Genomic DNA, 23,506 nt, shown 5'->3' with positions numbered 1-23,506 from the left:
CCCCACGTGCGGTCAAGGCACTGACGGCTGGCGGCCGCTGACTCATGCGCACCTACACCCGCCGAGTGGCGCAGTCCTGCCTGCTCGCCTTCTCCGCCTCGCTGCTCACCGTGCTGAGCAGCGCCCCGGCGGCCCACGCGGCCGGCACCTTCCCGGTGACCGCCACGTTGGACGGCCGCACCGCCAAGGACCTGAACAATCACTCCAACCCCGACCGCTACGCGGCCGGCAGCACCGTGAACATCGTCTGCCAGGACACCGGCCCGGTCACCTACAACGGCTCCAACATCTGGGACTACACGGCCGACGGCCTCTGGGTGGTGGACTACTACGTCAAGACCGGCTACAGCGGGTTCAGCCCGAACCTGCCCCGGTGCGACGAGAACAACTCCCCGGCGATCCAGCAGCCCGGCGCCCACGCCTTCCCGGCCAAGGCGACCCTGGACGGCCGCAGCACCAAGGACCTGAACGACCACGCGTACCCGGACCGGTACGCCCAGGGCTCGATGGTCGACATCGTCTGCCAGGACACCGGCCCGTCGGCCTACGGCTCGACCATCTGGGACTACACCACCGACGGCCTGTGGGTCACCGACGCCTACATCAAGACCGGCAGCGACGGCTTCGTCTCCACGCTGCCCCGGTGCGGTGACGGCGGCCAGCCGCCGTCGCCGAACGGCCGTCAGTTCCCGGTCGGCGCCACGCTGGACGGCCGCACCGCCAAGGACCTGAACAACCACGCGTATCCGGACAAGTACCCGCAGGGATCGCTGGTCACCGTCGTCTGCCAGGAGTCGGGCCCGGACGCCTACGGCTCGACGGTGTGGGACAAGACCTCGGACAACCTCTGGGTGACCGACAAGTACGTGAAGACCGGCTACAGCGGCTTCGCGCCCGGCCTGCCCAACTGCGGCGGCGACAGCGGCACCCCGGCGCCCAGCGTGCCGGACCCGGGCAGCGTTCGCGGCAGGATAGTGGCCGCCCTGCAGTCCCAGGTCGGGGTCTACCCCGAGCACAACCGGGACAACTGCGAGCCGTACTACACCGGTTTCGCCACCCCGTACCACTGCGGCGAGCCCTGGTGCGCGTACTTCGCCAGCTGGGCCTGGCGCCAGGCGGGCGTCTGGGGGGCCAACTACGGCGGCTCCAACCAGTTCTACTACTGGGGCGCGCCCAAGGGCCTGCTGCGCAACTTCAGCCAGATCAAGCCCGGCGACGCGGTGATCTACGGTTCGCTGAGCGACAGCGTGCACATCGGCGTGGTCGAGTCGGTCGGCTCGGACGGCCGGATCACCACCATCGAGGGCAACTGGGGTGACGGCGTGGCCCGCAAGGGCCCGTTCGACCCGCGCAACACCGGCTGGGAGCCGATCTACGCGGTCGTGTCGCCGCTGCACGACGCGGACGGCGAGGGTGCGCCGATCGACGTGCCCCGGGGCGGCAACAGCTTCCCGGTGTCCGCCACGCTGGACGGCCGCTCGGTCAAGGACCTGGGCAACCACGCCTACCCGGACAAGTACCCGATCGGCACCATGGTTTCGATCAAGTGCCAGGACAACGGGCCGAACGCCTACGGCTCCAACATCTGGGACTACACCTACGACAACCTCTGGATCCCCGACTTCTACGTGAAGACCGGGTACTCCGGCATGGACCCGGACCTGCCCGTCTGCGGCTCCACCCCGGATCCGGGACCGACGTCACCGCCGGCGCCGACCCAGTACGTCAATCCGGCCTACACCGAGGCCATGAACGAGTTCATGGTCAACAAGCCCAACGCGGCGGAGAAGCAGGCCGTGCTCTCCCCCGGAGGCGGCGGCGCGGACAGCGACCTGCTGATGATCCGCGGCTACATCACCGGCGGCGACGACGTCTCCTACTGGTTCAAGGACCGTGACGGTCAGTCGGACCAGGTCTCGGCCACGCACCGCGTGGTGTTCCTCTGGGATCCCAAGTCGGGCCAGGTCGGTATGTCGGTCAGTCCCACCTGCCCGCCCGGCGTGTGCAAGGACGCCCTGCCGATCAAGCAGCTGCCGATGGACTTCCGGCCGAACGACGAGTGCGACGGCCCCGTCCACTCGTGCGACTACACCTTCTCCGAGAACAAGGTGGCGGCCTACGGCACGCCTGGGCACGTGGAGCTGCAGTACCAGGTCGCCAACGCCTTCTCCACGATCCCCTACGTCGGTGAGACCGCGGGGGTGGACGGCCGGGTGACCATCAACCAGACACCCGGTACCGACGGTGAGCACTATGACATCGGGATGATCGCCGACCAGTACCCGTCCTACGAGATCATCCAGATCCCGCACTACAACACCACCGGTCAGTACGAGACCCACATCCGTGGCTCCCGGGAGCAGAAGACCTCGAAGTACCTGTACTCGGCCGGCTTCGGCATGACCACCGACCACTGGAACTTCTGACCCGGCCGCAGTCGGCGGAAGGGACAGGGCACCCGCGAGGGGCGGCCCGCAACTGCGGGCCGCCCCTCGCGGCCTACCGCTCAAACAAGCGGCCGAAGGGACCCGCCAACAAGCCCGGCGCACCCCCGAACGGGTAATTGGACGACCGGCGGACCCGCCTCGATGTGCCGTAGTACCGGGGGCGGACGATCCAGGTCGGGGCCGGTCTGGACCTGCCGCTCGTCCCACCGGGTGGCGCCGGCGTCGTGCAGCTCGACAGTGCGAACAAGCTCCTCGGCCTTGTGGAGGTGCACATCGCCTGCAGCTGTGACCCGGTCGACCTGTCGGCCAACTTCGAGACCTCAGCGACGGATCGGACGACCGGCGCCGTCACCGCGATCACCCTGAATCCTTTGGAGCCCTGCACGAGCCGGAACATCAACCGGACTTTCACCCTGGCGCCAATCGACGGCGAGTTTCACGCCGGAGACACCGTCACGGTAACCACCACCCTCACCCCCTCGCAGACAGGAAGCACCGGAGCAACCGTTACCCGGACTCTGGTTCTGGGGTGATCTCCCAGAGGTAGCCCTCAGCCGGCAAAGGCCCCCTCTCGGGGAGGGGGCCTACTTGATCTTGACTGGCGTCACAGCAAGGAGAGATCCCGGTGGAGGTCTCGGCGAACGTCCGGCACCACTCGCCGGGCTGCACGATGGCCCGCTACGGGCACTCGCGTAAGGACGGGGCGCGGCGCCTGGCCGCCTCCGGAGCGGGCCGACTCGGCCCGTCCGCCCTGGTCTGACCGGGAGCCCCCGGCTCCGTTGGTCACGCGGTGGGTCACGCGACGGCCGAACCGTGCCGGGAAAGCAGAAGGACCCCAGATCAACTGGGGTCCTTCGTTGGTGTCCGAGGGGGGACTTGAACCCCCACGCCCGATAAAGGGCACTAGCACCTCAAGCTAGCGCGTCTGCCATTCCGCCACCCGGACTAGGTGTCTGTCTTTGCGGTTTTCGTTTCCGTGCCGCGCTGACATGGATAACTGTAGCAAGATCGGCTTGAGGATCCAAAATCGTCCGTGGCGGGCCCCGACCGGCTTCGATCCGGGGGATTGCCCTTGGGGTGGGGCGGTCGCTGAGGGAGGATGACGGGAGCGTGCCCGCAGGGCCGCGGCCGTGGGGCCGGGGGAGGCGTGGAGATGCGCCAGGCGGGTCTGAGACGAGGAGTGCGCATGAGCGAGGCGAAGGCGGAGCGGACGGCCGAGTCGGAGGTCGCCGAGATCTGCCGTGACCTGATCAGGATCGACACCAGTAACTACGGTGACGGTTCCGGGCCGGGGGAGCGGGGCGCGGCCGAGTACGTCGCGGAGCAGCTGGCCGAGTTCGGTCTGGAGCCGCAGATCTTCGAGTCGGCCAAGGGCCGGGCCTCGACCGTGGTCCGGATAGAGGGCGAGGACCGTTCCCGGCCCGGGCTGCTGATCCACGGACACACCGACGTGGTGCCGGCCAACGCCGCCGACTGGACGTACGACCCGTTCGCCGGGGAGATCGCGGACGGTTGCGTCTGGGGCCGCGGCGCGGTGGACATGAAGGACATGGACGCGATGACCCTGGCGGTCATCCGCGACCGGCTGCGCACCGGGCGCAAGCCCCCGCGCGACATCGTGCTGGCCTTCCTCGCGGACGAGGAGGCGGGCGGCACCTACGGCGCGCGCTTCCTGGTGGACAAGCACCCGGAGCTGTTCGAGGGCGTCACCGAGGCGATCGGGGAGGTCGGCGGCTTCTCCTTCACGGTCAACAACGATGTCCGGCTCTACCTGATCGAGACGGCCGAGAAGGGCATGCACTGGATGCGGCTCACGGTCGAGGGCCGGGCCGGGCACGGCTCGATGGAGAACGACGACAACGCCATCACCGAGCTGTGCGAGGCGGTGGCCCGGCTCGGGCGGCACCAGTTCCCGCTGCGGATCACCAAGTCCGTGCGGGCCTTCCTGAACGAGCTGTCGGACGCCCTCGGGGTCGAGCTGGACCCGGAGAACATGGACGAGACGCTCCGGGTGCTCGGCGGCATCGCCAAGATGATCGGCACCACGCTGCGCAACACCGCGCAGCCGACCATGCTGGGTGCCGGCTACAAGGTGAACGTCATCCCGGGCCAGGCCACCGCGCACGTGGACGGGCGCTTCCTGCCCGGCTTCGAGGAGGAGTTCCTGGCCGAGCTGGACAGCGTGCTCGGCCCGCGTGTGAAGCGCGAGAGCCTGCACTCGGACAAGGCGATCGAGACCGACTTCGACGGGCCGCTGGTCGCGGCGATGCAGTCCGCGCTGCGCGCCGAGGACCCGATCGCCCGTGCGGTGCCGTACTGCCTCTCCGGCGGTACCGACGCGAAGTCCTTCCAGGACCTGGGGATCCGCTGCTTCGGGTTCGCGCCGCTGCAGCTGCCGCCGGAGCTGGACTTCGCCGGGATGTTCCACGGTGTGGACGAGCGGGTGCCGGTGGACGGGCTGAAGTTCGGTGTCCGGGTACTGGACCGGTTCATCGACGCCTGCTGAGCGGCCGGCGACAGCGTCTGACGGATGGCCCGCCCCCGGGAGTACGGGGCGGGCCATCCGCATGTCCGGAGCGTGTCCGCCGGGAGTGCCGGGCGCGGGGTGTCCCGGAGTGACGGGCGGCGTCGCCGAAGCGTCGCCGGGCGGTCTTCGCGCATTGTCGGAGCGAATGACTTGAGGCCTGCCGTCGAGGGCTCTGCAGAAACGATAAATCCCGAAACAGCTGGTCGATTACCTGTGCGAGATATCACCGCTGCGAGTGAATGGGCAGGCGCCTCCGTACCCCGTTTGCCGCATCGTCGTTCACCCATATGGCAGCTCGGAAACGCGCTGTGGAATGACGAATCGACATCAGCCGCCCCGGGGGACGACCCGGGGCCGGCCAGGAGGAACCATGAAGGTCAAGAAGATCGTTGCCGTTGTCGCCGCCGCGGGTGGTCTGGCGCTCGCGGGTGCCGGTGTCGCCTCCGCCCACGACGGCGCTCTGGCCCACGGCGCGGCGGTCAACTCCCCGGGTGTGCTGTCGGGCAACAACGTCCAGGTTCCGGTGCACGTGCCGGTCAACGTGTGCGGCAACACCATCAGCGTGGTCGGTCTGCTGAACCCGGCCTTCGGCAACGCCTGCCTGAACCACTGAGCGGCGTGCCGCACTCTGCTGCGGCAGCTCTCACAGGGCGGTGCGGCGTCGGCACGGTAGTGGCTGTGCCGGTCCACTGATCCCTGCGTCCCCGGGCGGCGGATGGCTCCGCCCGGGGATGTTTTCCTGCCTATCCGGACTGCGGGTCAGCATGCAATCCCTTGCCACGCGATTGAGTGAACGGTTCCCGTTCGGCTCAACCTTCGCGGCTGCCTCTCGTTATCCCGTGGACGGGCAGTCGCTTCGTTAGGAATTCCGACAATCACAAGTCAGGGGAGTACATGCGACAGGTCGCCAAGAGAGGAATCCTCACTGCCGTAGCCACCGGCAGTGTGCTGGCCTCCACCGCGGGCTACGCGTACGCAAGTGCCGAAGCCCACGGCGGTGCGGCCAACTCGCCCGGGGTGGGCTCCGGAAACAGCGTGCAGGTGCCCGTGGACGTACCCCTCAACGCCTGCGGCAACACGGTCAACGTGGTCGGTCTGCTCAATCCGGCGATGGGGAACAACTGCGGGAACGTGTCGCACGGCGCACACGGCGGGCACGGAACATCCGGCGGACACGACGGGCAGATCGCGCCCGGTGAGCACAGCCCGGCCGGTCAGGACGACGACTCCGACGGCCCGGGCGACCACGGCAGGCCCGGCGGCCCGGTGCACGCGGGTTCCGGGGCCTCCTCCGTGGGCGGTGCGGCCAACTCGCCCGGAGTCATCTCCGGCATCAACGCGCAGGCACCGATCACCATCCCGGTGAACGCCTGCGGGAACTCCGTCAACGTGGTCGGCGTCGGAAACCCGGCGTACGGCAACGACTGCGGCAACCACGGCCCGGCCGAGGTCACCCCGCCGAGCAACTCGCAGCCCGGTGACGACTGCCCGCCGGGGGACACCGGTTCGCACGTCCCGCCGCGCAGCGCACCGCCGGTCAGCACCCCGCCGGCCAGCCCCGGCACGAGTGGCGCCCAGACCCCGCCGAAGGTGCTGCCCGCCCAGGGCACGCCGCAGACGCCCCGGCAGGCGCCGGTCGGCTCCCAGCTGGCCTACACCGGTGCGTCCGGGCTGGAGCTGATCGCCCCGACCGGAGCGGCACTGCTGATCGGTGGCGGCGTGCTCTACCGTCGCGCCCGCGCCGGATCCCGGTGACCCGGGCCGGGGCTCGCTGAACCCCGCCCGGGGCCTGTGCCCGGCCGGCCTCGGGGCCGGTTGACCGGTCCGAGTGCCACCCAAGCGCCCGCAGTCGTACGGTTCACGACTGCGGGCGCGCGCGTTGTCCGGGGCGGGTGGCGGAAGCCCGGGCGTCGGGGGCAGGGCGATCCGGGACCCGGGCGGGCCCCATCGAGCGGCGACTGACCCGCGCGGCGACCGGCCCGAAGCGGCCGCAGTCCGAGCGGACCGACCCGGGCGGTGGCCGGCCCGGGCGGCCGGAGGCGATCAGACGGACCGCAGCCGCCGCTCCACCGGGGCCGTCAGCCCGCCGTCACCAGCTCCGGACCTGCCGGATGATCCGGCGGCGCAGCAGCACCGTACGGCTGCCGTCCGGGAACAGCCGCAGCCGGTCCAACTCCCAGTTCCCGTACTCGGCGTGGTCGGTGAGCAGCTGCCGGGCCGCGCTACGGGTGGTGCCGCGCGGCATGCGCAGCGACTGGTACTCGTACTCGGGCTGTCGGACCAGCTTGGGTGGGGTCAAAACTTCTCCTCCTGCGGAACGTCTGGAGGCCAGGTTACGACCTGCCTGTGACAACCGGACCGGCCCCGCGGGGCGGCTCCGGGCACTGCTGCCTGCGAGGCTGTCGAGGTCAGTACTGACAGTCAATCAGGTTCCTTGCCGTGAAGGGGTTACCCAGGTGCGGCCGCGGCGATGCGGACGCCGGGGGCATGCGATGACGCGCGGACCGGCCGCCGGCGGACGGCGTGCGAACGGCGGGTGAGCCCCCCGGGTGGGGCCGACGACGGTCGGGAGAGAACCCGGAGGCCGTCGTTCCGTGCGGGCACAGAACCACCCGGACCGGACATCTGGGGGTAAGTTGCCGGGAATTCACGGGTGTAGGCGACAACCCCTGTGCGTGTTGTCACCCAGGGGATATAGCGTCAGCACCATGTCTGATGCCGCGCAGCCCACCATCGCCGAGGTACGCGCCGCCGCCGAGGCGGTCAAGGCAGCCATCGACCGCCACCTGCAAGCGGTCTCCGCCCCTGCAACGGCGGACGATCCCGCCGTTGTCGCCGCCTATGAGGAGCTCGCAGCGGCGGCCATCGCCTACGACCAGATCCTCTACGAGGTCTATGACGAGGTCACACCCTTCGAGGTCCCCGGGGACGAGAGCGCCGGCGGCTACGTCGGCCCGGAGCAGCCCGAGGCGATCAGCGTGCTGATCCGCCGCGACTACCTGATCGCCGACGCCAAGCGGCTGCGTGCCCAGGCCGAGCGGGTGGACAGCACGCTCACCCCCGGCGGAGGCAAGGACGGCGGGGTCAACGCGGCGATCGGCGTGCTCTTCGGAGAGTACGAGCCGGACGAGATCGCCGCCCGCTGCGAGGAGTTCGGCCTGGAGGAGGGCGACTCGACGCTCTGGGTCGCCGCGGCCGAGCCGTCCGACCCGGGGGAGTGGCTGCCGGAGCCCTTCGACGGTGCCGATCCGCAGCTGCTGATCTGCCGCTTCGACGTCAGCGAGGTCTACGACGACGACCTCGATCCCTTCGAGGGCGAGGTCTGACCGGCAGGCGGAACCACCGTGGGCGGCGCCGGGGTCTCCGGCGCCGCCCGGGTGTCTTCGGGCGGGGGAGCGCTACGCCTGGCCGGTCTGCTCGGCCAGGATCGACCGCAGCCGGGTGGTGCGCGCCTGGGCCGGCCGCTCGGCGACGGCCTGCGCGAGTGCCTGGCCCGCCGCGTGCACCACGGACAGGTGCCGCTCCGCACGTCCGAACGCGGTGTAGACCCACTGCCTGGTCAGCCCGGCCGCCGCGTCGTCCGGCAGTACGGTGACCACGCCGGGCCAGCGCCGGCCGACCGCCTGATGGACCGTCAGGGCCCAGCCGTGCCGCAGTTTCGCGGCCTGGGCGGGGGTGACCGTCAGCCGGGCGCCGTCGGACAGTTCGAGGTGCAGCCCGGACGCGTCGCCGTCCAGGACCCGTGCCGGGCGGGTGATGCCGGGGGCGGGCGAGTACACCACCCGGTCGCCGGGGTCGAAGCCGCCGAAGCGGCCGGGGCCGGGGTTGAGCCGGGCCTTGGCGGCGGCGTTCAGCGCCCGGGTGCCCGCGCTGCCGCCGTGGCCGGGGGTCAGCATGACCACCTGCTCGACCGGGATGCCCAGGGCGCGCGGGATCGAGTCGGTGAGCAGCTGGATCGCCCGGTGCACGGCCTCGGCGCCGTCCTTGGCGGTGACGATCACCACCTCCTTCTCCGGCGCCTCGACGGGCTGCAGCTCGCCGATGCCGATGCCCGAGACCAGCTCGCCGATCGGGCCGAAGTCCGGGGTCCTGGAGGCCACCGCCGGGCAGACCTTTGCGGCGATCAGGTCGGCGAAGAACCGCCCGGGCCCGGCCGACCAGAGCTGGCCGGGGTCGCCACTGAGCACCAGCCGGGTGCCGTCGGCCAGCGCCTCCAGCAGGGTGGCCGCCAGCTCGACGTCGAGCAGCTGGGCGTCCAGGACGACCAGGACGTCCAGGGCGAGCGAACCGTCCTCGGCGCGGCCCGGACCGGCGGCACCGGAGAGCAGGTCGGCGAGCGTGGCCACATGCGCGCCGGCCGCGTCGGTGCGCTCCTCGGAGGCTCCGGTGTGTCCGGCGGGTGCGGTGTGATCGGCGGGTGCGGAGTGATCGGCGGGTGCGGAGTGATCGGCGGGCGCGCCGCGGTCGGCCTCGGGCAGGAGCGTGACGAGGCTGTCGCGCCCCTGGTCGGTCCAGGTCGCCGCCCAGGTGCGCAGGCCGAGCCGGTGCGCCGCGTGCAGCAGTGCGGCCGGTTCGGCACGGGAGGCCTGGCCGCCCGTGTGCAGGACCAGCGGATCGGCGGCGACGGCCCTGATCAGGGCGGTGGCCGAGGAGCTGGGCGCGGCCGTGGCGGCGGCCTCCCAGGCGGACGGTCCTACGGTGCGCGGAGCCGTCCTGACGTCCTGCGGCTTGGTGGCCGCGGTGTCCACGGTGGAAGCGTCAGCCGGCGCCCCCTCGGCCTCCGTTGCGCTCTCGTCCTCGTCTCCGTCGCCGTCCGCCCCGTGGTTCTCGGCAGCGTGCGCTTCGCCGTCCGACTCGCCGTCCGACTCGCCGTCCGACTCGCCGTCCGACTCGCCGTCCGACTCGCCGTCCTCGGCGGGGACGAAGGTGGACATGATCCGGACGAGGCCGTCGGCGAGGCTCTCCTCGGCCAGGGCGAGGCGCTCCAGGGCCAGCAAGGTCCGGGTCGGGGGCTCGTCCTCGTCCGAGGCGGCGGCATGCTGACTGCCCGGGATCTCGTCCTGGAAGGCCATCACCCGGCCGTCCACCACGACCTCCTGGAGTGCGGCGGCCGCGTCGGGCAGGCCGAACTTCTCCAGCCCCGTGACCACTTCACCGATCTCCAGCGCCGAGTGGCCGCGCAGCACCGCCTGCTCCATCAGCCAGGGAACCAGCGCCTGCGCGCGGCGCCGGTCGCCGGGGCCGGCCGCCGGGCCGAGCAGCCCGCGCGCGAAGCCGTCCGCGTGCTCGGGCCGGACGCCGGGCAGCGCGAGCACCGCCCAGGGGTCGTCCCGCAGCACCTGGGCCGCGCCCTCGCCGAACTCGGCGACGGCGGCCTCGGCCAGCGCCGCCGGCGCGCCGCCCGCGGCCAGTACCTCGGCGGTGGCCCGCAGTGCGTCGACGCGCTGCCGGTCCGTCACCTGCCCGGCCTCGGCCTCGGCCGCAGCGGGGGCCGGGGCCGAGGCCGCAGCCCCGGTCGGGACGGGCGCCCCGGCCGTCGGCGCGGGAGCGCCCGGCTCGCCGCCGCCTCCCGTGGCACCGCCGGCCGCCTCACCGCCCTGGCCGGGTGCCGCCGCCCCCTGGCGGCCGATGTTGCGGATCGCCTCCGCCAGGGCCGCGACGGTGTCCGCACGGTGCCCGGGAGCGCTGTTCTCCACGTGGCCGTTCTCCACGTCGCCGTCGCCCATCAATCGCTCCTCACAGCTCCGTCCACCCCTGGTCGGGGTAGCGGTGTAGCGGCGCCGAGACATCGTCCAGCGCACCTCGAATCTCCTCCGGAAGCGTAAGCGCCTCCACCGACAGTGCCGCAGTCAGCTGGGCGGCGGTGCGTGCGCCGACCAGCGCACTCGCCACTCCGGGCTGGTCCCGGACCCATGCCAGGGCGACCGCGAGCGGGCTGCTGGCGAGGCCGTCGGCGGCGGTGGCCAGGGCGTCCACGATGCGCCGGGACCGCTCGCCGAGGTAGGGCTGGACGAAGCCGGTGAGCTGGGGGGAGGCGCCGCGCGACTCGGCCGGTACGCCGTGCCGGTACTTGCCGGTGAGCACGCCGCGCCCGATCGGCGAGGAGGCGAGCACGCCGACCCCGGCGTCCAGCGCGGCGGGCAGCACCTCGCGCTCGATGCCGCGCTGGAGCAGCGAGTACTCCATCTGGGTGCTCGCCAGCGGCACCCGTCCGGGCCCGCCGAGCTGCCAGGTGGCGGCCTTGGCGAGCTGCCAGCCGCTGAAGTTGGCGACTCCGACGTAGCGGGCGCGGCCGGAGCCGACGGCCAGGTCGAGGGCGTGCAGGGTCTCCTCGTCCGGGGTGGCCGGGTCGTACGCGTGGACCTGCCAGAGGTCGACGTAGTCGGTGCCCAGGCGGCGCAGCGAGGCGTCGAGGGCGGCGAGCATCCGGCCGCGCGAGGTGTCGAACCGGTGGTCGGGGTCCGGGGTGCTGCCCGCCTTGGTGGCGATGACCAGGTCGGAACGGGGGATGAGGCTCTCGGTCAGCCGGGAGATCAGGTACTCGGCGCCGCCGTCGGCGTAGACGTCGGCGGTGTCGACCAGGGTGCCGCCCGCGTCGACGAAGAGCTTGAGCAGTTCGGCGGCCTCGACTTCGTCGGTGTCCCGGCCCCAGGTCATGGTGCCGAGGCCGAGTCTGGACACCCGCAGACCGGTGCGGCCGAGGTGACGCTTTTCCATCGGGGCCAGCCTCCGTCAGCTGATAAACACGCAGGTGGGAAGGGTCATCCCCCCGTCGGCTGAGCGTAGCGGCCACGTCCCGGGCTGCCCGGCAGACCCGCAGGAGCGGGGCCGGTGAGGCGTGACGCAGCCCACACCTACCGGCCGGTAGCCTGACCTGCGGCCACCCGGCTACGCTCGGCCGACACGGCCGCGTACCCGTCGGCCCGGGCACCCCGGAACACCGGACGCCCGGGCGTAGGGGCGCGACCGTACGAAGCACCGCCGTACCGAACGCGGCCGGGCGGAAGACCGACCGGAGCGGACCGACCTGAAGGGCTTGGCACCATGCGACTGGGCATCAACCTCGGCTACTGGGGACTCGGCATGGACGCCGACAACATCGCGGTGGCCCAGGAGGCGGACCGGCTCGGCTACTCGGTCTGCTGGGCCGCCGAGGCGTACGGCTCGGACGCGGCCACCGTGCTCAGCTACGTCGCCGCCAAGACCGAGCGCATCGACGTCGGCTCGGCGATCTTCCAGATCCCGGCCCGTACGCCCGCGATGACCGCGATGACCGCCGCCACCCTGGACACCCTCTCCGGCGGGCGCTTCCGGCTCGGCCTCGGCGTCTCGGGCCCGCAGGTCTCCGAGGGCTGGTACGGCGTCAAGTTCGACAAGCCGCTGGCCCGCACCCGGGAGTACGTGGAGATCATCCGCAAGGCGATGTCCCGCGAGCGGCTGGTGCACCAGGGCGCCAACTGGACGCTGCCGCTGCCCGGCGGGCCCGGCAAGCCGATCAAGCTGACGGTGCACCCGGTGCGTGAGCACATCCCGCTGTACATCGCCGCGATCGGCCCCAAGAACCTGGAGCAGACCGGCGAGATCGCCGACGGCTGGCTCGGCATCTTCTTCTCGCCCGAGCACGCCGCGCTCTCCGTCGAGCCGCTCAGGGCCGGGCGCGCCAAGGCCGGCCAGACCCTGGACGGGTTCGACCTCTGCCCGACCGTGGCCATCTCGCTCGGCGAGGACGTCAAGGCCGCCGCCGACTCGCAGCGCTCCTACGCCGCGCTCTACATCGGCGGCATGGGCAGCAAGGACAAGAACTTCTACAACCAGCTCACCCGGCGGATGGGTTACGAGCAGGCCGCCGACGAGATCCAGGAACGCTACCTCGCCAAGGACTACGCGGGTGCCGCCGCCGCGGTCCCGCACGAGCTGATCGACGCCACCTCGCTGCTGGGCTCCACGGCCCGGATCGCCGACCGGATGCAGGCGTACGCCGACGCCGGGGTCACCACGCTGACGCTGGCGCCCGCCGGGTTCACCCTGGACGAGCGGATCGCCGCACTCCGCGCCGGCGTCGAGGCGCTCGAACTGGCCGGCCTGGCCTGAGAGTTCGGGAGTACGGGGCGAGCCGGGCGGACCGGCCGCCCGCGTGAGTCGGAAGGCGGCCGGGCCCGGTGGGCCGTCCCCGAACTCCCGGGCGCGGCAGGGCGGATCGTCCGGAGAAGGCTTCGGCGGCGGTGCCCTCCACAGCGTGTACGCGGTCGGTCGGGCGACTCCCGGGGGCCGGGCGGCTCCCGAGGGGGTCCGCCCCGCCCCGCTGCCAAGCCGGTAGCCGGGGGCCGGACGGGTCCGGTCCCCGGCCCGAGGTCGTAGGCTGGGCCCCATGCCCACACTGCTGCTCGTCCGCCACGGCCGTTCCACCGCCAACACCGCCGGGATTCTCGCCGGTTGGACCCCGGGTGTGGAGCTGGACGACACCGGACGGACCCAGGCCGAGGCGCTGGCCGGACGGCTGGCGGGCATTCCGCTGGTCCAGGCGGTGAGCAGCCCGCTGGAGCGCTGCCGCCAGACCCTGGAGCCGCTGCTGGCGGCCCGGCCCGAGCTCGGGCAGGCCGCGCTGGACGAGCGGCTGGGCGAGTGCCACTACGGCGACTGGACCGGCCGTCCGCTCGCCGAGCTGGCCAAGGAGCCGCTCTGGCGCACCGTGCAGGACCACGCGGCCGCCGCGGCCTTTCCCGGCGGGGAGTCGCTGCGCGAGCTCAGCCACCGCACCGTGACCGCCGTCCGCGAGTGGGACGAGAAGATCGCGGCCGAGCACGGCCCCGAGGCGGTCTGGGTGGCCTGTTCGCACGGCGACGTGATCAAGGCGGTGCTGGCGGACGCGCTGGGCCTGCACCTGGACCACTTCCAGCGGATCTCGGTCGAGCCCTGTTCGGTCACCGCGATCCGGTACACCCCGCAGCGCCCCTTCGTGCTCCGGGTCGGCGACACCGGCACCCTCGCCTCCCTCGCCCCGCGCCGCGCCGAGCACGCCCCCAGCGGCGACGCGGTGGTCGGCGGCGACACCGGTACCGGCTGAACCCGGACGGCGAACCGCGACGGGGAACCGGTGTCCGAGAACGGGTGCCCGAGAACCGCGACGGAGACCCGGGGCGGCGAACCGGGACCGACCGGGACAAGCCCGGACACCGGGCCCGCGCGGCCCGCGCCGACGCCGGCTGACACCTGACGGACTGCCCCGTACCTGACCCACCGGGGCGGGCCGGCAGGCCGTAGGGTGGCACATAAGCCCTTGACCGAACCATTGTGAACCCGGAGCGAGAGAGTGCCTCGTCAGGTCTACTTCTACGACCAGCCCGAGCGGTTCGTAGCCGGCACCGTCGGCCAGCCCGGCCAGCGGGCGTTCTACCTGCAGGCCAGCACCCGGGGGCGAATCACCAGCGTGCTGCTGGAGAAGGCCCAGGTCATGGCGCTCGCCGAGCGGGTCGACCAGGTGCTGGACGAGGCGCTGCGGCGCAGCGGCGGCTCGGCGTCGATCCCCGCCATCGCCCCCGCCGACCTGATCGACACCGCGCCGCTGGACCTCCCGCTGGAGCAGGAGTTCCGGGTCGGCACCATGGCGCTCGCCTGGGACAGCGTGGAGGAGTGCCTGGTGGTCGAGGCCCAGGCGATCGTCGAGGAGGAGAGCGAGGACGAGGAGGCCGACGAGCGGCTCTTCGAGGACGAGGAGAACGGCCCCGACATGCTCCGGGTGCGGATCTCCGGCGCGATGGCCCGGGTCTTCGCCAAGCGCGCGCTGGACCTGGTCGCGGCCGGCCGCAAGCCGTGCCCGTTCTGCAACCTCCCGCTCGACCCGGAGGGCCATCTGTGCCCGCGCGCGAACGGTTACCGGCGCTGAACACCGACCCCGCCCCGACGGACTCCGCACCCGTGCGGAGGGACGAGACGCCCGAGCGGGAGCCCGCGGCCGGGCCGGGCGACCGGGCGGCGCGGGACGAGCCGTCCGTGCCGCAGGCGGACCCGGCGGGCAGCGCCGCCCTTGCGGCGGACCCCGGCACCGCGCTGCGCCTGCTGCGCGAGGGCGTCCTCACCGTCCACGGGCGGCTCACCGACGCCTCCAACGCCGTGCTGTACTGCACCGCGGCCCTGGACGGGCTGAGCGCCCCCTGCGTCTACAAGCCGGTCGCCGGGGAGCGCCCGCTCTGGGACTTCCCGGACGGCACCCTGGCCGGGCGCGAGGTCGCCGCGTACGAGGTGTCGGCGGCCACCGGCTGGGGGCTGATACCGCCGACCGTGCTCCGGGACGGCCCGCACGGGCCGGGCATGGTCCAGCTCTGGGTGGAGCCGGACCCGGCGGCCGAGGAGCTGCTGGCGCTCCAGGACCCGGACGGCCCGGAGCCAGGCTGGCTGCCGATCGTCAGGGCCGAGGTCGGTCCCGACCGGATCGCGCTGCTGGTGCACCGGGACGACGAGCGGCTGCGCCGCCTCGCGGTCCTGGACGCGGTGCTCAACAACGCCGACCGCAAGGGCGGCCACTGGATCCCGGCCGCCGACGGGCGGCTGTACGGGATCGATCACGGGGTCACCTTCGCGGTCCCCGGCAAACTGCGCACCCTGCTGTGGGGCTGGGCCGAGCAACCGGTGACCGAGGAGGCGCTCGACGTTCTCGCACGGCTCGCCGAGGCACTGGACGGCTCGCTGGGCGAAAGGCTGCGCCCCCACCTCACCAGGGCCGAACTGGCCGCCGCGGCAGAGCGGGTGGCCCGGCTGCGGCGCAGCGCGCGGCACCCGCTGCCGTCTCCTGACTGGCCGTCGATTCCCTGGCCGCCGGTCTGACGGGGGCCTCCGGTCTGACGGAGGCCTCCGGTCCGGCGGTGGCCGGAGGTCCGGGGTACGCCGCGGGTCCGGCGAAGCCGTCCGCCTGACGGGCGCTCCGCCGTCCCCGCACACCGGGGCACCCCGGCATCTCTGACCGAGTCCGATCGATCGGAAGCTGATTCTGGCCGATCTTGGTAACTGGTTAGCCTTTCAAATGATCGCAAGGTTAGAGTCGGTTCCATGCATGCCTGGCCCGCCTCCGAGGTTCCCGCCCTGCCTGGTCAGGGGCTCCCGCTCCGTATCCACGACACCGCCACCGGCGGAGTCCGGGAGGTGGTGCCGCAGGACGGCACCGCCCGGCTCTACGTCTGCGGCATCACCCCCTATGACGCCACCCACCTGGGACACGCCGCCACCTACACGGCGTTCGACCTGGTGCAGCGGGTTTGGAAGGACGCCGGTCACGACGTCCTCTACGTCCAGAACGTCACCGATGTCGACGACCCGCTGCTGGAGCGGGCCGTGGCCACCGGCATGGACTGGACGGTGCTCGCCGAGCGCGAGACCGCCCTGTTCCGCGAGGACATGACCGCCCTGCGGATGCTCCCCCCGGCCCACTACATCGGTGCGGTCGAGTCGATCCCGTGGATCGTCCCGCTGGTCAAGAAGCTGCTGGAGAGCGGCGCCGCCTACGACGTGGACGGCGACATCTACTTCTCCGTCGAGTCCGACCCGCACTTCGGCGAGGTCTCCGGGCTCGACCGCGAGGCCATGCTCCCGGTCTTCGCCGAGCGCGGCGGCGACCCGGACCGCCCCGGCAAGAAGCACCGCCTCGACCCGCTGCTCTGGCTCGCCGCCCGCGAGGGCGAGCCCGCCTGGGACACCGAGCTCGGCCACGGCCGCCCCGGCTGGCACATCGAGTGCGTGGCCATCGCGCTGCAGTACCTCGGGATGTCCTTCGACATCCAGGGCGGTGGCAGCGACCTCTCCTTCCCGCACCACGAGATGGGCGCCTCGCACGCCCACGTCGCCACCGGCGCCCACCCCTACGCCCGCGCCTACGTGCACGCCGGGATGGTCGGCCTGGACGGGCACAAGATGTCCAAGTCCCGCGGCAACCTGGTGTTCGTCTCCGCGCTGCGCCGCGACGGCGTCGACCCGGCGGCGATCCGACTGGCCCTCCTGGCGCACCACTACCGCAGTGACTGGGAGTGGACCAAGGAGGACCTGGACGGGGCCGTGGACCGGCTGGCGCGCTGGCGGGCGTCGGTCTCCCGTCCGGACGGCCCGTCGGCCGAGGAGCTGCTCGCCGAGGTCCGGACCGCCCTCGCCGAGGACCTGGACGCGCCCGCCGCGCTGGCGGCCGTCGACCGCTGGGCCGCCCGGCAGGCCGAGACCGGAGGCACCGACACCGGGGCGCCGGGTCTGGTGTCGCGGATGGTGGACGCGCTGCTCGGCGTCGCGCTCTAGACCCCACCTCTCAAGACCGAAAAGGGCGAGGGTTCCGTCCGGAGCGACCACGCGGTCGCTCCGGACGGAACCCTCGCCCTTTTCGGCGGTCCGGACCGTCAGTCCTCGCCGTTCTCGTCGGCGCCGGGCTCGGTGTCCCCGTCGGACTCCTCGGAACCCTCGGGCTGCTCAGGCTCCTTGGGCTCCTTGCTCTCGGGCTCGCTCGGCCGCTCCGCCGTGGCGTGGCCCACGGCCGGCTTCTCGCCGGTGGGGCCGAGGTTCTCCCGGCGGCGGAGGTAGCGCTCGAACTCCCGGGCGATGGCGTCGCCGGACGCCTCCGGCAGGTCCGCGGTGTCCTGTGCCTCTTCCAACTGCTGGACGTACTCGGCCACCTCGCTGTCCTCGGCGGCCAGCTGGTCCACCCCGAGCTGCCAGGCGCGGGCGTCCTCGCTCAGCTCGCCCGGCGGGATCCGCAGGTCGAGGAGGTCCTCCAGCTTGTTGATCAGCGCCAGGGTGGCCTTCGGGTTGGGCGGCTGGGCGACGTAGTGCGGCACCGCCGCCCAGAGCGTCACCGCCGGGACGCCCGCGTGCGCACAGGCCTCCTGGAGCACGCCGACGATGCCGGTCGGGCCCTCGTACCGGCTCTCCTCCAGGTCGAGCCGGCGGGCGAGCGCCGCGTCCGAGGTGACCCCGCTGACCGGTACCGGACGGCTGTGCGGGGTGTCCCCGAGCAGCGCGCCGAGGATCACCACCAGCTCGACGCCCAACTCATGGGCGAATCCGAGCAGTTCGTTGCAGTACGAGCGCCAGCGCATGCTCGGCTCGATACCCCGGACCAGTACCAGGTCGCGGGTGGTGGGCTCGGTGACCCGGACCACCGAGAGACGGGTGGTGGGCCAGGTGATGCGGCGCACCCCGCCGTCCAGCCAGATCGTGGGCCGGTTGACCTGGAAGTCGTAGTAGTCCTCGGCGTCCAGTGCGGCGAACACCTTGCCGCCCCAGGTCTCGTCCAGGTGCCCGACCGCCGCCGAGGCGGCGTCGCCCGCGTCGTTCCAGCCTTCGAACGCACAGACCATCACCGGGTCGATCAACTCGGGAACATCTTCCAGCTCGATCACCCAGTGTCTCCCTCCGGTCGGTCAGCGGACCGCCCCGCGCTGCCAGTACGGCCTGTCCATCCACGCGAACCCACGGCCGGCTGCCGACTGCTGAACCTTCTCCGCATGGAACTGCCCGTTCCATGGTCCCTACCTGCCCAGCCTACGGGCTTTGATGCCTGCCCCGTTACGCCAGGGGCGGCTCCGGAGGCGGCCGGGAGCGGGTCCGGCCGGCGGCCGCCGCGGGGACGGGCGGGAGAAAACCCCGGCCGGCCGGTCGCGGTCGCGAGGAAGGACTCCCGGCGGGCGGGTGCCGTGATCCGCCCGGCCCGCTCCCGGCCGCCGCCGGCGCACCCGCAGTGACCGGAGGAGGTGCCGCGCACATCGGCGAACCGGAAGCCCTGACCGGCGGGTTGAGAGGTTGTCCGGCCGCGCGTCACCGTGCCGGACACGCGGCACACCGCGGTCAGGCCGCGCACCAGCCGTGCCGGTACGCGGCCCAGTCCTCGGGGGTGGCGGAGAAGTCGGCGTACAGCGCCAGGCCGAAGGTCTGCCGTGTGCTGCGGCCCAGCGCCAGCCGGGCGCCCCGCACCGCCGCGGCCACCGTCTCCGCCGAGCCCCGGTGCCCGAAGCTGTCGTCCCAGTACGCGGGCAGGCCCATCAGCAGGTCGACCCCGGGCGGGGTCGCCTCGAGTGCCAGCGAGGTCTGCTGGGCGACGTACCCGCCGTACAGCGACCGCAGCGGCATGCCGGTGTCGTACGACATCACCGCGATCTGCTCCACCCGCCGGGCGACCTGCGCGAAGTACGCCTGCGACCACCACTTGCCGTGGCCGGCGAGCGCGGTGCCCACCGAGTGCAGTCCGGGCAGCGGGTCGATCTGCGGTGCGGCGACCGAGAGCCGCGCACGGCGCTCGGCGGTCACCGGGTGCACCTGCTCCAGCAGCGCGAGGAACCCGGCCGAGTCGGAGCGGACCGGTTCCAGGTCGAGGTGCACCCCGTCGAAGCCGAGGTCGAGCACCTGGCGGGAGGCGCCGGTGATCCGGGTCCGGGTGTCCGCCTGGTCCAGATGCAGCCCGTCCTCCTCGGGGGCCACCACGTCTCCCAGCCAGGCCTGCACCCGCAGGCCGGGCATCGCCCGGTGCACGCCCGCCACCAGCCAGGCCGCCCTCGGGTACCTGGCGGGGTCCAGCGAGCCGTCGTCGCCCAGCGGGCCGGTGTGCACGTACAGGTCGCGGATGCCGGTGCCGGCGAGCTGCCGGGTCAGGCCGGCGAGGTCGGCGTCCCCCTTCCGGCCGTCCACCCAGGCGTGGCCGAGCCAGACTGCGTCATGTCCCCGGGTGCGGGCTTCGGCCGCCGGCTCCCCCGCGTACCGCAGGCGCAGCGCGGCGGCCGCCGAGGCCGGTGGCAGCAGGAGGGCCAGCCCGAGTGCGCCCGCCACCAGGGCCTTTCGCCTCCGTGGCCAGCCGCGCCACCTGTGCCGCCGGGTGCCACAGCGGTTCTTCGTCGTCTCCATCGATCAGCCCCCCTCGGTCCAGAGGGACGCTCAGCATGCGGAATGGGTTCTGTGCGCGGGCAGGTGTCCGGATAATCTGGCGACGTGCGTCCTCACACAGAGGAGGGGACGCATAGCCGACAGCCGTCGCACACAGGGAGCAGCCCCATGGCCACAGTCGTCCCCTCATCCGTTCAGCAGGACCGCGCGAACGCCTTGCGTGAAGCCCTCGCGACCCGTGTGGTGGTCGCGGACGGGGCCATGGGCACGATGTTGCAGGCGCAGGATCCGACGCTGGAGGACTTTCAGCAGCTGGAGGGCTGCAACGAGATCCTGAATCTGACCCGGCCGGACATCGTGCGCTCGGTGCACGACGCGTACTTCGCGGTGGGTGTGGACTGTGTGGAGACCAACACCTTCGGGGCGAACCACGCGGCGCTGGGCGAGTACGGGATCCCGGAGCGGATCTTCGAGCTGTCGCAGGCGGGTGCGCGGATCGCCCGTGAGGCGGCCGATGCCCATGAGGACGGCCGTACCCGTTGGGTGCTGGGCTCGATCGGGCCGGGGACGAAGCTGCCGACCCTGGGGCACGCGCCCTACGAGGTGCTGCGGGAGGGGTTCCGGCAGAACGCGGCGGGTCTGATCGCCGGCGGTGCGGACGCGCTGCTGGTGGAGACCAGCCAGGATCTGCTGCAGACCAAGGCGGCGGTCCTGGGCTGCAAGCGGGCGCTGGCGGACGCGGGTGTGGATCTGCCGGTGCTGGTCCAGGTCACCGTGGAGACCACCGGCACGATGCTGCTCGGTTCGGAGATCGGGGCGGCGCTGACGGCGCTGGAGCCGCTGGGTGTGGACTACATCGGGCTGAACTGCGCCACCGGTCCGGCGGAGATGAGCGAGCACCTGCGCTACCTGGCCAAGAACGCGCGGGTCGGCCTGTCGTGCATGCCGAACGCGGGTCTGCCGGTGCTGGGCCGGGACGGTGCGCACTATCCGCTGTCGCCCGCCGAGCTGGCCGAGGCGCATGACACGTTCACCCGGGAGTACGGGCTGTCGCTGGTGGGCGGGTGCTGCGGGACGACGCCGGAGCACCTGCGGGCGGTGGTGGAGCGGGTGCAGGGCCGCCCGGTGGTCTCGCGTGATCCCCGACCGGAGCCGGCGGCCGCGTCGCTGTACCAGTCGGTGCCGTTCCGCCAGGAGACCTCGTACCTGGCGATCGGCGAGCGGACGAACGCGAACGGGTCGAAGAAGTTCCGTGAGTCGATGCTGGCGGGGGACTGGCAGGCGTGTGTGGAGATCGCCCGGGAGCAGATCCGGGACGGTTCGCACCTGCTGGACCTGTGCGTGGACTTCGTCGGCCGTGACGGTGTGGCGGACATGCGGGAGATCGCTTCGCGGCTGGCCACCGCCTCGACGCTGCCGATCGTGCTGGACTCGACCGAGCCCGATGTGCTGCGGGCGGGTCTGGAGGCACTGGGCGGCCGTGCGGTGCTGAACTCGGTGAACTACGAGGACGGGGACGGCCCCGAGACCCGGTTCGGGCGGATCGCTTCGCTGGCACGGGAGCACGGCGCCGGGTTGATCGCGCTGACGATCGACGAGGAGGGCCAGGCACGGACGGCGGAGAAGAAGGTCGCGGTCGCGGAACGGCTGATCGCGCAGCTGACCGACGAGTACGGGATCGACGAGGGGTCGATCCTGGTGGACTGCCTGACGTTCACGCTGGGGACGGGGCAGGAGGAGTCGCGGCGGGACGGGATCGAGACGATCGAGGCGATCCGCGAGCTGAAGCGGCGCCGTCCCCGGGTGCAGACGACGCTGGGGCTCTCCAACATCTCCTTCGGCCTGTCGCCGGCGGCGCGGCAGGTGCTGAACTCGGTGTTCCTGCACGAGTGCGTGGAGGCGGGGCTGGACTCGGCGATCGTGCACGCCTCGAAGATCCTGCCGGTCGCGCGGATTCCCGAGGAGCAGCGCGAGGTGGCGCTGGACCTGGTCCATGACCGGCGGCGGGAGGGTTATGACCCGCTGCAGCGGCTGCTGCAGCTGTTCGAGGGTGTGTCGTCGGCGTCGCTGAAGGCGTCCAAGGCGGAGGAGCTGGCGGCGCTTCCGCTGGAGGAGCGTCTGCAGCGGCGGATCGTCGACGGTGAACGGGGCGGTCTGGAAGGGGACTTGGACGAGGCGCTGGCCTCGCGTCCGGCGCTGGAGATCATCAACGACACGCTGCTGTCGGGGATGAAGGTGGTCGGTGAGCTGTTCGGTTCGGGGCAGATGCAGCTGCCGTTCGTGCTGCAGTCGGCCGAGGTGATGAAGACCGCGGTGGCCCACCTGGAACCGCACATGGAGAAGTCGGACTCCGAGGGCAAGGGCACGATCGTGCTGGCCACGGTCAAGGGCGACGTCCATGACATCGGCAAGAACCTGGTGGACATCATCCTGTCCAACAACGGCTACAACGTGGTGAACCTGGGCATCAAGCAGCCCGTCGCGGCGATCGTGGACGCGGCCCGTGAGCACAACGCGGACGTGATCGGCATGTCCGGTCTGCTGGTGAAGTCCACCGTGATCATGAAGGAGAACCTGGAGGAGCTCAACCAGCGCGGACTGGCCGCCGACTTCCCCGTCATCCTCGGCGGCGCGGCCCTCACCCGCGCCTACGTCGAGCAGGACCTCCACGCCATCTACCAGGGCGAAGTCCGCTACGCCCGCGACGCCTTCGAGGGCCTCAGGCTGATGGACGCCCTGGTCGCGGTCAAGCGCGGGGTCCCGGGAGCGGTGCTGCCCGAGCTCAAGCAGCGCCGGCACGCCAGGGTCGAGACCGAGGAGGCGCCGGAGGAGAACTTCGGGCAGATCCGCTCCGACGTGGTGATCGACAACCGGGTGCCGACCCCGCCGTTCTGGGGGGACCGGATCGTCAAGGGCATCCCGTTCGCCGACTACGCCTCCTGGCTGGACGAGGACGCGCTGTTCAAGGGGCAGTGGGGCCTGAAGGCCTCCCGCAGCGGCGACGGCCCCACGTACGAGGAGCTGGTGGAGAGCGAGGGCCGTCCCCGGCTGCGGATGTGGCTGGACCGGCTGCAGACCGAGGGCTGGCTGGAGCCGGCTGTGGTCTACGGCTACTTCCCGGCCGCCTCCAAGGGCGACGACCTGGTCGTCTACCACGAGGACGGCTCGGAGCGGACCCGCTTCACCTTCCCGCGCCAGCGGCGCGGCCGCCGGCTGTGCCTGGCGGACTTCTTCCGCCCGGAGGAGTCCGGCGAGAAGGACGTGGTGGGCCTGCAGGTGGTCACCATGGGCAACCGGATCTCCGAGGCCGCGAACGAGCTGTTCGCCGCCAACGCCTACCGGGACTACCTGGAGCTGCACGGCCTCTCGGTCCAACTCGCCGAGGCGCTGGCCGAGTTCTGGCACGCCCGGGTCCGCTACGAGCTCGGCTTCGGCGACGAGGACCCCCAGGACGTCAAGGACATGTTCGCCCTCAAGTACCGGGGCGCCCGCTTCTCCCTCGGCTACGGCGCCTGCCCGGAACTGGAGGACCGCGCCAAGATCGCCGACCTGCTGCGCCCCGAGCGCATCGGGGTGGTCCTCTCGGAGGAGTTCCAGCTCCACCCGGAGCAGTCCACCGACGCGATCGTGATCCACCACCCCGAGGCCAAGTACTTCAACGCCCGGTAACCCGGGAGCCGCGCTCCGT

18 protein-coding genes and 1 tRNA gene are annotated in these 23,506 nt (G+C 72.2%); 13 read left to right on the top strand and 6 right to left on the bottom strand.

The window, feature by feature from the left end:
• Nucleotides 1-44 precede the first annotated feature (44 nt).
• From ACSMTC_RS07795 to ACSMTC_RS07785, 3 genes are all read left to right on the top strand, one after another.
• Entirely contained in the window at nt 45-2,426 is a 2,382-nt protein-coding gene (locus tag ACSMTC_RS07795; protein ID WP_436558908.1) for a CHAP domain-containing protein, read from the top strand.
• Between the two features lie 245 nt (nt 2,427-2,671).
• Entirely contained in the window at nt 2,672-2,980 is a 309-nt protein-coding gene (locus tag ACSMTC_RS07790) for a hypothetical protein (protein WP_436558907.1), read from the top strand.
• Between the two features lie 92 nt (nt 2,981-3,072).
• Nucleotides 3,073-3,207, top strand: coding sequence for a hypothetical protein (locus tag ACSMTC_RS07785; RefSeq protein WP_436558906.1), 135 nt, complete (start codon nt 3,073-3,075; stop codon nt 3,205-3,207).
• A gap of 98 nt (nt 3,208-3,305) precedes the next feature.
• On the opposite strand, the gene ACSMTC_RS07780 is transcribed toward ACSMTC_RS07785, so the two are convergent.
• Nucleotides 3,306-3,393 (bottom strand) — tRNA-Leu (locus ACSMTC_RS07780).
• 240 nt (nt 3,394-3,633) lie between these two features.
• On the opposite strand from ACSMTC_RS07780, the gene ACSMTC_RS07775 reads away from it, so the two are divergent.
• From ACSMTC_RS07775 to ACSMTC_RS07765, 3 genes are all read left to right on the top strand, one after another.
• On the top strand, nt 3,634-4,953 hold the full coding sequence (locus ACSMTC_RS07775) for a M20/M25/M40 family metallo-hydrolase (RefSeq protein ID WP_436558905.1): 1,320 nt from the start codon (nt 3,634-3,636) through the stop codon (nt 4,951-4,953).
• A gap of 391 nt (nt 4,954-5,344) precedes the next feature.
• A complete protein-coding gene (locus tag ACSMTC_RS07770; RefSeq protein WP_436558904.1) occupies nt 5,345-5,587 on the top strand; it encodes a chaplin in 243 nt (80 codons plus the stop codon).
• Between the two features lie 281 nt (nt 5,588-5,868).
• Nucleotides 5,869-6,729, top strand: coding sequence for a chaplin (locus ACSMTC_RS07765; RefSeq protein WP_436558903.1), 861 nt, complete (start codon nt 5,869-5,871; stop codon nt 6,727-6,729).
• A 334-nt stretch (nt 6,730-7,063) separates the two neighbouring features.
• Here the strand turns inward: ACSMTC_RS07765 and ACSMTC_RS07760 are convergent, their stop codons facing one another.
• A complete protein-coding gene (locus ACSMTC_RS07760) occupies nt 7,064-7,273 on the bottom strand; it encodes a DUF5703 family protein (protein WP_436558902.1) in 210 nt (69 codons plus the stop codon).
• Nucleotides 7,274-7,682: 409 nt separating this feature from the next.
• On the opposite strand from ACSMTC_RS07760, the gene ACSMTC_RS07755 reads away from it, so the two are divergent.
• Nucleotides 7,683-8,300 (top strand): hypothetical protein, encoded by a 618-nt coding sequence (locus ACSMTC_RS07755; protein WP_436558901.1) that lies wholly within the window; start codon nt 7,683-7,685, stop codon nt 8,298-8,300.
• A gap of 72 nt (nt 8,301-8,372) precedes the next feature.
• Here the strand turns inward: ACSMTC_RS07755 and ACSMTC_RS07750 are convergent, their stop codons facing one another.
• A complete protein-coding gene (locus ACSMTC_RS07750; protein ID WP_436558900.1) occupies nt 8,373-10,700 on the bottom strand; it encodes an ATP-binding domain-containing protein in 2,328 nt (775 codons plus the stop codon).
• 10 nt (nt 10,701-10,710) lie between these two features.
• Nucleotides 10,711-11,691 (bottom strand): aldo/keto reductase, encoded by a 981-nt coding sequence (locus ACSMTC_RS07745; RefSeq protein ID WP_436558899.1) that lies wholly within the window; start codon nt 11,689-11,691, stop codon nt 10,711-10,713.
• Between the two features lie 327 nt (nt 11,692-12,018).
• Between ACSMTC_RS07745 and ACSMTC_RS07740 the strand changes: the two genes are divergently transcribed.
• The 5 genes from ACSMTC_RS07740 (at nt 12,019) to mshC (ending at nt 17,247) form a co-directional block, all read left to right on the top strand.
• Nucleotides 12,019-13,065: an LLM class F420-dependent oxidoreductase gene (locus ACSMTC_RS07740; RefSeq protein WP_436558898.1), complete on the top strand. Its 1,047-nt coding sequence runs from the start codon at nt 12,019-12,021 to the stop codon at nt 13,063-13,065.
• A 277-nt stretch (nt 13,066-13,342) separates the two neighbouring features.
• The gene (locus tag ACSMTC_RS07735; protein ID WP_436558897.1) at nt 13,343-14,038 is read left to right on the top strand and encodes a histidine phosphatase family protein; all 696 of its coding nucleotides are present in this window, start codon (nt 13,343-13,345) and stop codon (nt 14,036-14,038) included.
• Between the two features lie 246 nt (nt 14,039-14,284).
• Complete coding sequence (locus ACSMTC_RS07730) at nt 14,285-14,857, top strand: DUF3090 domain-containing protein (protein WP_436558896.1); 573 nt, start codon at nt 14,285-14,287, stop codon at nt 14,855-14,857.
• A gap of 107 nt (nt 14,858-14,964) precedes the next feature.
• Nucleotides 14,965-15,795 (top strand): SCO1664 family protein, encoded by an 831-nt coding sequence (locus ACSMTC_RS07725; RefSeq protein ID WP_436564619.1) that lies wholly within the window; start codon nt 14,965-14,967, stop codon nt 15,793-15,795.
• 222 nt (nt 15,796-16,017) lie between these two features.
• Nucleotides 16,018-17,247, top strand: coding sequence for a cysteine--1-D-myo-inosityl 2-amino-2-deoxy-alpha-D-glucopyranoside ligase (gene mshC, locus ACSMTC_RS07720; RefSeq protein WP_436558895.1), 1,230 nt, complete (start codon nt 16,018-16,020; stop codon nt 17,245-17,247).
• Between the two features lie 98 nt (nt 17,248-17,345).
• Here mshC and ACSMTC_RS07715 read toward each other — a convergent pair whose 3' ends face one another.
• Nucleotides 17,346-18,344 carry a PAC2 family protein gene (locus tag ACSMTC_RS07715; protein WP_436558894.1) on the bottom strand — a complete coding sequence of 333 codons (999 nt, stop codon included), beginning with the start codon at nt 18,342-18,344 and terminating at the stop codon, nt 17,346-17,348.
• Between the two features lie 445 nt (nt 18,345-18,789).
• A complete protein-coding gene (locus ACSMTC_RS07710) occupies nt 18,790-19,764 on the bottom strand; it encodes a glycoside hydrolase family 18 protein (protein ID WP_436558893.1) in 975 nt (324 codons plus the stop codon).
• A gap of 222 nt (nt 19,765-19,986) precedes the next feature.
• On the opposite strand from ACSMTC_RS07710, the gene metH reads away from it, so the two are divergent.
• The gene (gene metH / locus ACSMTC_RS07705; protein WP_436558892.1) at nt 19,987-23,487 is read left to right on the top strand and encodes a methionine synthase; all 3,501 of its coding nucleotides are present in this window, start codon (nt 19,987-19,989) and stop codon (nt 23,485-23,487) included.
• Nucleotides 23,488-23,506: the final 19 nt, after the last annotated feature.

The sequence above is a fragment of the Kitasatospora sp. HPM-01-4 genome (genome assembly GCF_051374625.1).
Lineage (GTDB): Bacteria > Actinomycetota > Actinomycetes > Streptomycetales > Streptomycetaceae > Kitasatospora.
Note: the sequence above shows the minus strand (reverse complement) of the source record. Positions and strands in the feature narration are given on the sequence as shown.